Annotated in this window: 12 protein-coding genes; 7 read left to right on the forward strand and 5 right to left on the reverse strand. The window is 69.9% G+C overall.

The window, feature by feature from the left end:
• Window positions 1-119: 119 nt before the first annotated feature.
• From yrfG to PotMrB4_RS26785, 6 genes are all read left to right on the forward strand, one after another.
• Complete coding sequence (yrfG, locus tag PotMrB4_RS26760) at window positions 120-782, forward strand: GMP/IMP nucleotidase (protein ID WP_074972272.1); 663 nt, start codon at window positions 120-122, stop codon at window positions 780-782.
• 11 nt (window positions 783-793) lie between these two features.
• Window positions 794-1681, forward strand: coding sequence for a LysR family transcriptional regulator (locus PotMrB4_RS26765; protein ID WP_172434902.1), 888 nt, complete (start codon window positions 794-796; stop codon window positions 1679-1681).
• A gap of 129 nt (window positions 1682-1810) precedes the next feature.
• Entirely contained in the window at window positions 1811-2659 is an 849-nt protein-coding gene (gene fdhD, locus PotMrB4_RS26770) for a formate dehydrogenase accessory sulfurtransferase FdhD (protein ID WP_172434903.1), read from the forward strand.
• Window positions 2656-4977, forward strand: a complete 2322-nt coding sequence (locus PotMrB4_RS26775) for an FdhF/YdeP family oxidoreductase (protein ID WP_172434904.1) — start codon at window positions 2656-2658, stop codon at window positions 4975-4977. The genes fdhD and PotMrB4_RS26775 overlap by 4 nt, the downstream gene beginning before the upstream one ends.
• A 234-nt stretch (window positions 4978-5211) precedes the next feature.
• A complete protein-coding gene (locus PotMrB4_RS26780; RefSeq protein ID WP_044405328.1) occupies window positions 5212-5667 on the forward strand; it encodes a glycine zipper domain-containing protein in 456 nt (151 codons plus the stop codon).
• The gene (locus tag PotMrB4_RS26785) at window positions 5664-6308 is read left to right on the forward strand and encodes a nucleotidyltransferase family protein (RefSeq protein ID WP_232060774.1); all 645 of its coding nucleotides are present in this window, start codon (window positions 5664-5666) and stop codon (window positions 6306-6308) included. Before PotMrB4_RS26780 ends, PotMrB4_RS26785 begins: the two co-directional genes overlap by 4 nt.
• On the opposite strand, the gene PotMrB4_RS26790 is transcribed toward PotMrB4_RS26785, so the two are convergent.
• Window positions 6305-6844, reverse strand: coding sequence for a DUF2087 domain-containing protein (locus PotMrB4_RS26790; RefSeq protein ID WP_172434905.1), 540 nt, complete (start codon window positions 6842-6844; stop codon window positions 6305-6307). The two genes, PotMrB4_RS26785 and PotMrB4_RS26790, sit on opposite strands and share 4 nt — an antisense overlap.
• Before the next feature lie 282 nt (window positions 6845-7126).
• On the opposite strand from PotMrB4_RS26790, the gene PotMrB4_RS26795 reads away from it, so the two are divergent.
• Entirely contained in the window at window positions 7127-7996 is an 870-nt protein-coding gene (locus tag PotMrB4_RS26795; RefSeq protein WP_172434906.1) for a substrate-binding periplasmic protein, read from the forward strand.
• A 21-nt stretch (window positions 7997-8017) separates the two neighbouring features.
• On the opposite strand, the gene sstT is transcribed toward PotMrB4_RS26795, so the two are convergent.
• The 4 genes from sstT to PotMrB4_RS26815 form a co-directional block, all read right to left on the reverse strand.
• Window positions 8018-9265, reverse strand: coding sequence for a serine/threonine transporter SstT (gene sstT / locus PotMrB4_RS26800; RefSeq protein ID WP_044405325.1), 1248 nt, complete (start codon window positions 9263-9265; stop codon window positions 8018-8020).
• A gap of 304 nt (window positions 9266-9569) precedes the next feature.
• Window positions 9570-10007 (reverse strand): acyl-CoA thioesterase, encoded by a 438-nt coding sequence (locus PotMrB4_RS26805; protein WP_160480222.1) that lies wholly within the window; start codon window positions 10005-10007, stop codon window positions 9570-9572.
• An 11-nt stretch (window positions 10008-10018) separates the two neighbouring features.
• Window positions 10019-11182, reverse strand: coding sequence for an iron-containing alcohol dehydrogenase (locus tag PotMrB4_RS26810; RefSeq protein ID WP_172434907.1), 1164 nt, complete (start codon window positions 11180-11182; stop codon window positions 10019-10021).
• Between the two features lie 32 nt (window positions 11183-11214).
• The gene (locus PotMrB4_RS26815) at window positions 11215-13005 is read right to left on the reverse strand and encodes an acyl-CoA dehydrogenase C-terminal domain-containing protein (RefSeq protein ID WP_172434908.1); all 1791 of its coding nucleotides are present in this window, start codon (window positions 13003-13005) and stop codon (window positions 11215-11217) included.

Genomic DNA, 13005 nt, shown 5'->3' on the forward strand with positions numbered 1-13005 from the left:
GGTTGGGACCGGCGGGTTATCATACCCCGGCTTTTCCGATTGTCCGTGTCGGAGATTGCACCCTGACGACCGTGCAGGGCGCACCCACGGCCACCACCCTCGACCCAGCCCGGACACCCATGCCCACCCTCAACTGGCCCGCCATCGACACCGTGCTGCTGGACATGGACGGCACGCTGCTCGACCTGCACTTCGACAACCACTTCTGGCTCGACTACCTGCCCCAGCGCTACGCCGAGCACCACGGCATCAGCCGCGCACTGGCGGACGCCGAGCTGGTGCCGCTGTTCCGCCAGCACGCCGGGCAGCTGAACTGGTACTGCACCGACTTCTGGAGCCGCGAGCTGGGCCTGTCGATCCGCGACCTCAAGCGCGAAGTGGCGCACCTGATCGCCCTGCGCCCGGACGCCGACCTGTTCCTCGCCACCCTGCGCCGCGCCGGCAAGCGCGTGGTGCTGATCACCAACGCCCACCGCGACTCCCTCTCGCTGAAGATGGAGCGGGTCGAGCTGGCGCCCTGGTTCGACCGCATGATCAGCTCCCACGACTACGGCTACCCCAAGGAAGACCCGCAGTTCTGGCAGGCCCTGCAGGCCGACTGCCCGTTCGACCCGGCCCGCGCGCTGTTCATCGACGACAGCCTGCCGATCCTGCGCGCCGCCGGCGCCCATGGCGTCGCCCACCTGCTGGCCGTGCGCCGCCCCGACAGCCAGGGCGCCGACAAGGACACCGAGGAATTCGACGCGGTGGACGACTACCGCCAGCTCTGCACCGGCCTCTGAGGACCGCTGGCATGGACATCAAGCAGCTCAAGTTCCTCGTCGCCCTGGACGAGACGCGCCACTTCGGCCAGGCCGCTGCGCGCTGCCACATCACCCAGCCGACCCTGTCCATGCGCCTGCGCAAGCTGGAGGAGGAGCTGGGCCTGGAGCTGGTCCAGCGTGGCCAGCGCTTCGAAGGCTTCACCGAGGCCGGCCAGCGCGTGCTCGCCTGGGCCCGCACCCTGCTCGCTGCTCACGACGGCCTGCAGGCCGAGGCCGCCGCCTGCCGCGGGCAACTGGTCGGCACCCTGCGCCTGGGGCTGGTGCCCCTGGCCGGCTACGACCCCATGGGGCTGATCCGCGCCTTTGCCGAACGCCACCCCAACCTGCGCTTCCAGCTCTTCGCCCTCAGCTCCGAGCAGATCCTCGAACGCCTGGCGAGCAACCAGCTCGACCTCGGCCTGTGCTACCTGGACCGCCTCGACCGCGAGCACTTCGAGTACCTGGAGATCGCCGACACCCGCATGGGCCTGCTGCACGACCGTCGCCACTTCCCCTTCAGCGACGCCGCCCTGACCTGGGAACAGCTGGCCACCCTGCCCCTGGGCCTGCTCTCCGGCAGCATGCATTTCCGCCAGTCCATCGACCACGGCTTCCGTAGCCGGGGCCTGACGCCCCGCCCGCGCCTGGAGACGGACGCCGTGCACCAGTTGCTGCAGGCCGTCAGCGCCGGCCTGTGCTGCGCCATCATGCCGTTGGCCAGCGGCCTCGACGCCCTCGCCGAGCACCTGGCGCTGACACCCATCGAGCAGGCCAATACCCTTGCCCCGTTCGGGCTCATCCAGCGCCGTGGTTTGCCCCGCTCCACCCTCGCCGACACCTGCTTCAGCGAAGCCCGGGACCTTCTGGCAAGCACCTGAGCCCGAGCCAGAGGCGCGCAAACCTGACCGATAGACAACATCGATCACAGCATCGGGCAAAGCGATTAGACGGCGCCCCCCGACCGGCCTAGGCTGCCTGAGTCAATCCGCCGCAGGGGAGACCCCGCCATGCCCCGTCGCGCCTCCCGCCGTCCGTTCAGCGCCGTCGAGCCACCGCCACCGCCCACCGATTACCAGTACGTCGAACTGGGTGGCAGCGCACAGCCCGGCGAGGCCGCCCTGGCCGAGGAAAGCGCCCTGGCCATCGCCTACAACGGCATCAGCCACGCCGTGATGATGGTCTCGCCGCGCAACATCGAGGACTTCGTCGTCGGCTTCAGCCTCAGCGCCGGCATCATCGGCAGCCTCGACGACCTCTACGACATCCAGGTCAGCGGCGCCGGCGAAGCCCTGCGCGCCGAGGTGGAGATCGCCAGCCGCGCCTTCTGGGCCCTCAAGGACCAGCGCCGCCAACTGGCCGGCAACACCGGCTGCGGCCTGTGCGGCGTCGAGGCCCTGGAGCAGGCGCTGCCCAACCTCGACGTGCTCGCCCGCAGCCCGCTACCGCCCCTGGAACACCTCGCCGACCTGCGCCAGCGCATCGCCGACCAGCAGGACCTGGCCCGGCGCAGCGGCGCCCTGCACGCCGCCCTGTTCGTCGACAGCAACGGCACCCTGGCCCTCTGCCGTGAAGACATCGGCCGCCACAACGCCCTCGACAAGCTGATCGGCGCCCTGCTGCAAAGCGAGCAGGACCCACGTGCCGGCTTCGCCGTGGTCACCAGCCGCTGCAGCCTGGAACTGATCCACAAGGCCGTGCGTGCCGGGCTGTCCACCCTGGTCAGCCTGTCCGCGCCCACCGCACTGACCGTGCAATGGGCCCGCCGCCACCGCCTCAATCTCATCCACCTGCCCCACCACAGCGCACCCCGGGTCTACAGCCCGGCGCCGCGCCACGAGAACGACACCCCGCAATGAGCCTGCAACCCGTGCAACCCCGCTACAAACCCTACCGTGGCGCCGCCGCCGGCTGGGGCGCGCTGAAGAGCGTCACGCGCTTCTGGCTGGACAGCAAACAGCCGTTCAAGAACCTGCGCGCCCTGCTCAAGACCAACCAGAATGGCGGCTTTGACTGCCCCGGCTGCGCCTGGGGCGACTCCCCCGAAGACGGCCGCGTGAAGTTCTGTGAGAACGGCGCCAAGGCCGTGAACTGGGAAGCCACCAAGCGCCGCGTGGACCGCGCCTTCTTCGCCCGCTACAGCGTCAGCCAGCTGCGCGAGCAGAGCGACTACTGGCTCGAATACCAGGGCCGCCTCACCGAGCCGATGCGCTACGACCGCGACAGCGACCACTACGTGCCCATCGACTGGGACGCCGCCTTCGCCCTCGTCGCCAGCCACCTCAAGCGCCTGCCCGACCCGAACCAGGCCGAGTTCTACACATCCGGCCGGGCCAGCAACGAAGCAGCGTTCCTCTACCAGCTGTTCGTCCGCGCCTACGGCACCAACAATTTCCCCGACTGCTCGAACATGTGCCACGAGGCCAGCGGCGTCGCCCTCGGCCAGAGCGTCGGCATCGGCAAGGGCACCGTGACCTTCGGTGACTTCGAGCATGCCGACGCCATCTTCGTGTTCGGCCAGAACCCCGGCACCAACCACCCGCGCATGCTCGAACCGCTGCGCGAAGCGGTGAAGCGTGGTGCCCAGGTGGTCTGCTTCAACCCGCTCAAGGAGCGCGGCCTGGAACGCTTCCAGCATCCCCAGCACGCCCTGGAGATGCTCACCAACGGCTCCGCCCCGCTGAACACCGCCTTCTTCCGCCCGGCCTTGGGCGGCGACATGGCCGCCATCCGCGGCATCGCCAAGTTCCTCCTGCAGTGGGAGCGCGAAGCCCAGGCCAAGGGCGAGCCGGCGGTGTTCGACCACGCCTTCATCGCCGAGCACACCGACGGCCTCGACGCCTACCTGGCCGAGCTGGACGCCACCGATTGGGCCCACATCGAGGCGCAGTCCGGCCTCGCCAAGGCCGAGATCGAGCAGGCGGCGCTGATGTACCGCCGCGCCGACCGCGTCATCGTCTGCTGGGCCATGGGCCTCACCCAGCACCACCACTCGGTGCCGACCCTGCAGGAACTGGTCAACCTGCAACTGCTGCGCGGCAACATCGGCCGCCCCGGCGCCGGCCTGTGCCCGGTGCGCGGCCACAGCAACGTGCAGGGCGACCGCACCATGGGCATCAATGACCGCCCGCCGGTGGCCCTGCTGGACGCCATCGAGCAGCGCTTCCGCTTCAAGGTCCCGCGGGAGAACGGCCACAACACCGTGGAAGCCATCAACGCCATGCTCGAAGGCCGTGCCAAGGTCTTCATCGGCCTCGGCGGCAACTTCGCCCAGGCCACCCCGGACAGCCCGCGCACCCACCAGGCGCTGATGAACTGCGACCTCACCGTGCAGATCAGCACCAAGCTCAACCGCAGCCACCTCACCACCGGCCACGACGCGCTGATCCTGCCGTGCCTGGGCCGCACCGACATCGACGAGCAGGCCCACGGCCCGCAGGCGGTGACGGTGGAGGACTCCTTCAGCATGATCCACGCTTCCTACGGCCAACTGGCCCCGCTGTCGAAGCAGATGCGCTCGGAGCCGTCCATCGTCGCCGGTATCGCCAAGGCCACCCTGGGCGACCACCCGGTGGAGTGGGACGCGCTGGTGGCCAACTACGACCGCATCCGCGACCTGATCGCCGAAACCATCCCCGGCTTCCACGACTTCAACCAGCGGGTGAAGCACCCGGGCGGCTTCCACCTCGGCAACTCCGCAGCGGACCGCACCTGGAAGACCGCCACCGGCAAGGCCAACTTCAAGGCCCACGCCCTGCCGGCCACCCTGCTGCACGAGCGCGTGCGCGCCACCGGCCAGCAGCCGGACCTGATCCTGCAGACCCTGCGTTCCCACGACCAGTACAACACCACCATCTACGGCCTCGACGACCGCTACCGGGGCGTGCGTGGCCAGCGCCACGTGGTGTTCGCCAACGCAGCCGACATCGACCGCCTGGGTTTCCAGCCGGGGCAGAAAGTGGACATGGTGTCGCTGTGGGACGACGGCGTGGAGCGCAAGGTGGAAGGCTTCACCCTGCTGGCCTTCGACATCCCCGCCGGGCAGGCCGCCGCCTACTACCCGGAGACCAACCCGCTGGTGCCGCTGGACAGCCACGGCGTGGGCAGCCACACCCCCACCTCCAAGTTCGTGGCCATCCGCCTGCAACCGAGCCGGGAAGGCAACCGCATCCTGTGAGGCGCCGACGGCGTCGCCGGAAACCCCGGCGGCGCTGTCGCGGTGCCAGCATGGATGCACCGGAAACGGTGTGTCGGAATAAGCCTCAGACAGCGCCAGACACCGCAAGTTCTCCCGCAAAAACAAATACTTAGGGAATGTGAAAAAAGCCGCGCAACTCGTCGGCAAGGGCTTCCGCATGCCGCTTCGCCGTGGCACATATCGCCCCACGTTCCCTACAGAGGCGTCACCTCCATGAAGCAATCCTCGGTCCTTCTCCTCTCCCTCTGCCTCGCCAGTGGCGGCGCCTTCGCCGGCGGCACTCTGGAGGCGGGCGTCGGGGGTGCACTGGGCGGGGCACTGGGCTCGGTCGTCGGCCAGTCCATCGGCGGCAACACCGGCTCGGCCATTGGCGCCGGCGTCGGCGGCGCGGCCGGCAGCGTGGTGGGGGCTGACCGCCGCAACCGTACCGAAGCCGCCATCGGCGGCGCCCTGGGCGCTGCCGGCGGCAACGTGCTCGGCCGCCAGGTCGGCGGCGACACCGGCTCGGTGGTGGGGGCCGCAGCAGGCGGTGGTGCCGGCGGCGCGCTGGGCAACTACATGGGCAATGAAAGCCGCCAGGACGAAGGCTGGCGCGACGGCCGCCATCGCGGCGAGCGCCACCACCCCGGCCGTGGCTGGGGCCCGCGCAAGCACAGGCACCACCATTGACCGCGGATGATCGACCGCAACCGCCGGCCCTGACCCGGGCCGGCACCTACCTGCACCTGCAGCGCTGGATACGGGCCGACGCCCAGCGCCTGCTGGCCCTGCGCTGCCTGGCCAGCCTCGGCCTGAAGGACGCCTGGCTGGCCGCCGGCTTCGTCCGCAACCTCGCCTGGGACCAGTTGCACGGCTACCGCCATCCCACCCCGCTCAACGACATCGACCTGATCCACTTCGACCCCGACCAGCCCGACGCCGAAACCGACGCCCGCATCGAGGCGCACCTGCACCAACAGGCCGGGCACCTGCGCTGGTCGGTGAAGAACCAGGCACGCATGCACCTGCGCAACGGCGACGCCCCCTACCGCGACAGCTGCGACGCCATGGCCCGCTGGCCCGAAGTGGAAACCGCCATCGGCGTGCGCCTGCGCCCCGGCGGCGGCATCGAGATCGCCACGCCCTTCGTCCAGACCGGCCTGCTTGCGTTGCGGTTGACCCCCAACCTGCGGCATCGCCACCCGCACACCTTCGCCGAGCGCGTGCAGGCAAAAGGCTGGCTGCGCCAGTGGCCACGGTTGCAGGTAGAAGACCTGCCAAGGGCCGGCGCATGGCACGCCGCCCCCAGGAACGGCAACCCGTCGCCCTAGCCGGTACGCCGGCCCAGCTGCGCCCGCAGGGCCATCGCCACGGCGTCCGGCCGCTGCTCGACACGGCGGTACTCGCGCCCGTCGGGGGTCCGCACCAGCCAGCCCGCATCCACCAGTTCGCGCCTCAGCAGCACGTGATCGCCCAGGCTCGCGGCAGTGCGGATATGAGCGTCCACCTCGCGCTCGCTCATCCGCGTGCGCGGCGGCAAGGCCATCCAGATCGCCGACAGGCAGGGTCGCCGGTGGCTGTGCTTGCCCGGCCAGCTACGCAGGCGGCCCTGCTCGTCGAAATAGCGCAGCAACCGGCGCACCAGCACGTAGTCCACCGCCTCGGCGCGGACGGGTTCGGCCAATTGGCGCTCGGCGACCTGGCTCGCGCGCAGGGCCTGGTAACTGCGAAAGCCACGGGCACGGGCCAGCAGGTTGAGCATGTCCACATGGCTGGGCGGCCCCTCGCGCTCGCCAAGCTGGCGGACCAGCGATCGGGCCAGGGCGGACAGGTCGGGGGTGGAGAAGGGAATGAGCGTCTTGGACACAATGCGTTCCTCGTGTGTGCCAAGTCCTCGCAGGGAGGATGTCGGGGGTCACCGGCTTCCGACGCGGCACAGGACGAGTGTCGGTCGAGGATGAGCCTGAGGCTCGTGGCAGGTTTAGCTGCCCGAATGGGCACCGGTGACGCCTGGGTGAACTGCCGACCGCGGGCGAGCATAGCGCTGGGGGACGAGCGGCTCAACCCCGTTTGGGTGAAACGCCGGGAAGCCTGTAACCTTGCACCCTTATTGTGCTGGTGCCTGTTCGCCGACTGCCGTGGAACCGTCATGGGTCCTGTCCGCCACACCCTGATCCTGCTGTGCTGCCTGTTGCTGCTGCCTGCCCTGCCCGCCCGAGCGGAACGCCTGCTGCGCGTCTGCCAATACCACGGGGCGAACTACGCCTACCGCATCGAGCTGGCCAACCTGATCCTCGCGCGCACCGCCGACCGCTACGGTGCCGCCCGCATCGCCCCCGGGGATGAGCGCCCCGATCCGTCCCAGGACCGCTGCCTGGCGCTGCTGCGCGAAGGCCAGGTGGACCTCGCCTACGTACCGCCCAATGCCGAGCGCCTGGGCACCCTGGACATGCTGCCGGTGGACATGCACGCCGGCATGCTCGGCTACCGGGTGCTGATCATCCGCCGCGACCGCCAGGCCGACTTCGCCCAGGTCCAGGACGTGGAAGGCCTGCGCCAGCGCATCGGCGGCTTCGGCAGCCAGTGGAGCGACTTCCCGATCTTCGAGCGCAACCACCTGCCGGTGCTGGGCATGGCCAACCCCGGCAACCTGCTGCCGATGCTGGAACAGCGCCGCTTCGACTACTTCCACCGCGCCCTGAGCGAGGCCTGGATGGAGGTGCAGGGGCACCCGGACCTGATGGTCGAGCCGCATCTGGCCCTGCGCTACGCCATGCCGGTGTACTTCGCCTTCAACCGGGGCGATGCCGAGCTGGCCCGGCGCTTTGCCGAGGGCTTCGAACAGGTGCGGGAGGACGGCAGCTTCCGCGCGCTGTTCCTGCGCCACTACGGACACCTGGGTGACCTGGCACGGCTCGGCGAGCGGCGGATCATCGAACTGGACAGCGGCCTGCCGGCGACGGATGCCAGCCTCTGGCTGGACCCGCCGACGGCGGACGGGAAAGACGGCACGCCCTGAGCGCGGGCGTGCCGGAGGGGATCAGCCGGCGTTGCCGACCTGAGCCGGGTCGCGCACGTCACCGTTGGCCATGCAGGCCGCGGCGGTGAACAGCACGTCGGTGGAGGAGTTCAGCGCGGTCTCGGCGGCGTCCTGCAGGATGCCGATGATGAAGCCCACGGCCACCACCTGCATCGCCACTTCGCTGGGGATGCCGAACAGGCTGCACGCCAGCGGGATCAGCAGCAGCGAACCACCGGCCACGCCCGAGGCGCCGCAGGCGCAGACGGAGGCCACCACGCTGAGCAGGATGGCGGTGGGGATGTCCACGGCGATGCCCAGGGTCTTCACCGCCGCCAGGGTCAGCACGGTGATGGTGATGGCCGCGCCGGCCATGTTGATGGTCGCGCCCAGGGGGATCGATACCGAGTAGGTGTCCTCATGCAGGCCGAGCTTCTCCGACAGTTGCAGGTTCACCGGGATGTTGGCCGCCGAGCTGCGGGTGAAGAAGGCGGTGATGCCGCTCTCGCGCAGGCAGGTCAGCACCAGCGGGAAGGGGTTGCGGCGGATCTTCCAGTAGACGATCAGCGGGTTCACCACGAAGGCCACGAACAGCATGCAGCCGATCAGCACCGCCAGCAGGTGGGCGTAGTCCGCCAGCACCTTCAGGCCGTTGGTCGCCAGGGTCGAGGCCACCAGGCCGAAGATGCCCAGCGGAGCGAAGGCGATCACCACGCGGACGATCAGCGACACGCCGTGGGACAGGTCGCTGAACACCGCGCGGGTGGTCTCGCTGCCCTGGCGGATGGCGATGCCCAGGCCCACGGCCCAGACCAGGATGCCGATGAAGTTGGCCTCCATCAGCGCCTTGACCGGGTTGGCCACCGCGCTGGAGAGCAGGCTCAGCAACACCTCGGAGATGTTCCCGGGCGGGGCCAGCTCGTTGGCGGCGGCGCTCAGGTGCAGGGTCGAGGGGAACAGGCTGGAGGCCAGCACCGCCACCACGGCGGCGGAGAAGGTGCCGATCAGGTAGAGGAACAGGATCGGGCGGATGTGGGTGCGCTCACCGGGCTTGTGGTTACCGATGGCGGCGATCACCAGGACGAACACCAGCACCGGCGCAACGGCCTTCAGGGCGGTGACGAACAGGGTGCCGAGCAGGCCGACGGCCGCAGCCGCCTCGGGCTTGAGCACCGCCAGGAGAACGCCGGCCACCAGCCCGACGAGGATGCGCGTGACCAGGCTGGTGCCCTTCAGACGCTGGAGGATGGAGCGGTTGGCTTGGGACATGGCAGGTTCACAGACAGGGGCCGCCGCAGCGACCGTACCAATGGACCCCCCTGCGCTCCCCCGGCCTTCACGGGAAAAAATCCCACGGGCCGCAGGGTCTTGTCGCCCTGCAGTCTGGAAGCGCAGCGGATTTGGCTGCGCATTCTGCGTGCTTGCGGCGCTTTAGGGTAGAGCGACCGGTCGGCGCACCCCGCAGGATGTCGCCATTCCGGCTGTTTAGGGTCGATCTGGTGAAAAACCCGCCGGCAAAGGCAAGAGCCGTAGCCCGGGCTTCAGCCCGGGAAGGGTCCTGCCGGCACCACGATCAGCCCGCCACCACCAGCTCCGCCAGGGCCGCGCGCAGGCGCTCGGGGATCGGCACCGGGCGGTTGCTGGCTCGGTCGACGAAGACATGGACGAAGCGGCCGGCGGCGCAGGCGTCGTCTTCGCCGGCCTTGAAGATGGCCAGTTCGTACTGCACCGAGCTGTTGCCCAGCTTGCCGACCCGCAGGCCCACCTCGATGCGCTCGGGGAAGGCGATGGAGGCGAAGTAGTCGCAGGCGGAGCTGACCACGAAGCCGACGACGTCGCCATCGTGGATGTCCAAACCGCCCACTTCGATCAGGTAGGTGTTCACCGCCGTGTCGAAGAAGCCGTAGTAGACGACGTTGTTCACGTGGCCATACACGTCGTTGTCGTGCCAGCGGGTGGTGATCGGCTGGAAGTGGCGGTAGTCGCTGCGCAGGTGCTGGGGCTGGTTCATGACGCGTCGTCTCAATAGGCGGCTTGGTAGATCGCCAGCGCATCGCGCTCGCTGACATCGCGCGGATTATTCACCAGCAGGCGCTGTTGCAACATGGCGTCCTTCGCCAGCTGCGCCAGCATCGCCTCGGCCACGCCGGCATCGCGCAGGCGCGTGGGCAGGCCGCTGCGCTCGCTGCAATCGGCCAGCTCGACGATGAGTTGCTCGGTGAGGTGCAGCACGTTGCCCGGTTGCAGCTTGCGGCCCAGCACCAGCGGCGCCAGTTCGGCGTAGAGCGGCGCGGCCACCTCGGCGTTGAAGCCCAGCACGTGGGGCAGCACCAGCGCATTCGAGAGCCCGTGGGGGATGTGGTAGTGCCCGCCCAGGGGATAGGCCAGGGCGTGCACCGCCGCCACCGGGGCATTGGCGAAGGCCTGCCCGGCCAGGCAGGCGCCCAGCAGCATGGCCTGGCGCGCTTCGCGGTTGCGGCCGTTGTGTACCGCCTCGTCGAGGTGGGCGCAGAGCAGGCGCAGGGCCTCGCGGGCGAGCAGGTCGGACAGCGGGTTCTTCTTGTGGCGGCTGGTGTAGGCCTCGATGGCGTGGACCATGGCGTCGATGCCGGTGGCGGCGGTGACGGCAGCGGGCAGGCCGAGGGTGAGGTCGGCGTCCAGCAGCGCCAGGTCGGGCAGGAGCAGGGGCGACACTACGCCCAGCTTGGTGGTCTCACCGGTGGTGACGATGGCGATGGGGGTGACTTCCGAGCCGGTGCCGGCGGTGGTCGGCACCTGGATCAACGGCAGGCGCCGGCCCCGGGCGTTGCCGACGCCGTAGAGGTCCTGAAGCTCCTGCCCGCACGCCGGGTGGGCCAGCAGCGCCACCAGCTTGGCCACGTCCATAGAGCTGCCGCCACCGAAGCCGATCACCAGTTCGGCGCGCAGGGCCTTCGCCTGGTCCACCGCCTGCAGCACCACCGCCTCCGGCGGATCCGCCTGCACCTGGTCGAACACCTCCACCGCCAGGCCGGCGGCGGCGAAGCCCGGGAGGATCGGGTCGAGCATGCCCAGGCGGGTGATGCCCGGGTCGGTGACGACCAGTACGCGTCGGGCCTCGCGTTCGCGGCACAGCTCGGCGAGGCGGGTGGCGGAGCCGGATTCGCAGAGGATCTGCGCGGTGGTGGCAAAGCTGAAGGGCTGCATGGGGCGTCCTCTTGTTGTTGTGTGGCCCGGGCTCAGAAGGCGAAGTGCGCCTCCGGCAACGCCATCAGGCAGTCGGCGCCGCCGAGCAGCGCCTCGCGGTGGCCGCTGGCCCGTGGCAGCACGCGGCGCAGGTAGAAGCGCGCGCTGTGCAGCTTGGCCTGGTAGAAGTCGGCCTCGCCGGTGCCGCCGGCCAGGGCCTGGCGGGCACGGCCGGCGGCCTGCAACCAGAGCGCGGCGAGCAGCACGTAGGCGGCGTACTGAAGGTAGTCCACCGAGCAGGCGCCGATCTCCTGGGGGTCGTGCCGGGCGCGGTCGAGCACCGTGGCGGTGAGGTCGCGCCATTCGTGCAGGCGCGCCAGCACGGCGCCCGCCGCTTCGGCCAGCTCGGCATCGCCCAGCAGGGCGTCGGCCTGGGCGGTGAGTTCGTCCACCAGTGCGAACAGTTCGGCACCGCCGTCGCCCATCAGCTTGCGGCGGATCAGGTCGAGGGCCTGGATGCCGTTGGTGCCTTCGTAGATCTGGGTGATGCGGCTGTCGCGCATCAGCTGCTCCATGCCCCACTCGCGGATGTAGCCGTGGCCGCCGTAGACCTGCACGCCGAGGCTGGCGACCTCCTGGCCCATGTCGGTGAGGAAGGCCTTGACGATGGGGATCAGCAGCGCGGCCCGACGGCTGGCGGCGCGGCGCACGTCGGCGTCCGGGGCGGCGTGTTCCAGGTCCAGCTGGCGCGCGCAGTAGGCGGCCAGCATGCGGCTGCCTTCGGTGAGGGTCTTCTGCGTCAGCAGCATGCGCCGCACATCGGGGTGCACGATGATCGGGTCGGCCGCCTTGCCCGGCTCGGCCGGGCCGGTCAGCGCGCGGGATTGCAGGCGCTCGCGGGCATAGGCCAGCGCGCCCTGGAAGGCGCGTTCGGCGATGCCCAGGCCCTGCAGGCCGACCTGGAAACGGGCGTCGTTCATCATGGTGAACATGCAGGCCAGGCCCTGGTTGGCCTCGCCCACCAGCCAGCCGGTGGCGCCGTCGAAGTTCATCACGCAGGTGGCGGCGCCCTTGATGCCCATCTTGTGCTCGATGGCCCCGCAGGACAGGGCGTTGCGCGCCCCCGGGGTGCCGTCGGGGTTGGCGATGAACTTGGGCACCAGCAGCAGCGAGATGCCCTTCACCCCGGCGGGGGCATCGGGCAGGCGCGCCAGCACCAGGTGGACGATGTTCTCGGAGAAGTCCTGCTCGCCACCGCTGATGAAGATCTTGCTGCCGCTGACCGCGTAGCTGCCGTCGGCCCGGGGCTCGGCGCGGGTGCGCAGCAGGGCCAGGTCGGTGCCGGCCTGGGGCTCGGTGAGGCACATGGTGCCGGTCCACACGCCGCTGACCATCTTGCCCAGGTAGTCGCGCTTGAGGGCCTCGCTGCCGTGTGTGTGCAGCGCCAGCACCGCGCCTTCGGTAAGGCCGGAATAGACGCGGAAGGACAGGCTGGCGGCCATCAGCATCTCGTGGAAGTTGGCGGCCACCAGCTGCGGGAAGCCCTGGCCGCCGTGCTCCACCGGGCCGGTCATGCTGGCCCAGCCGTTGTCGCAGTACTGCTGGTAGGCCTCGCGGAAGCCCGTGGGGGTGGTGACGGCGCCGCTTTCGAGGGTCACGCCCTCTTCGTCGCTGGCGCGGTTGAGCGGGGCGATGACTTCGCCGGTGTAGCGCGCGCCTTCTTCCAGCACGCCGTCGATCAGCTCGCGGTCCAGGCCATTGCCCAGCCGTTCGCAGTGGCCGGCGGCGTCGAACAGTTCATGGAGCACGAAGCGCATGTCGCGCAGGGGGGCGGTGTAGCTCAT

It is taken from the genome of Metapseudomonas otitidis (assembly GCF_011397855.1).
Taxonomy (GTDB): domain Bacteria; phylum Pseudomonadota; class Gammaproteobacteria; order Pseudomonadales; family Pseudomonadaceae; genus Metapseudomonas; species Metapseudomonas otitidis.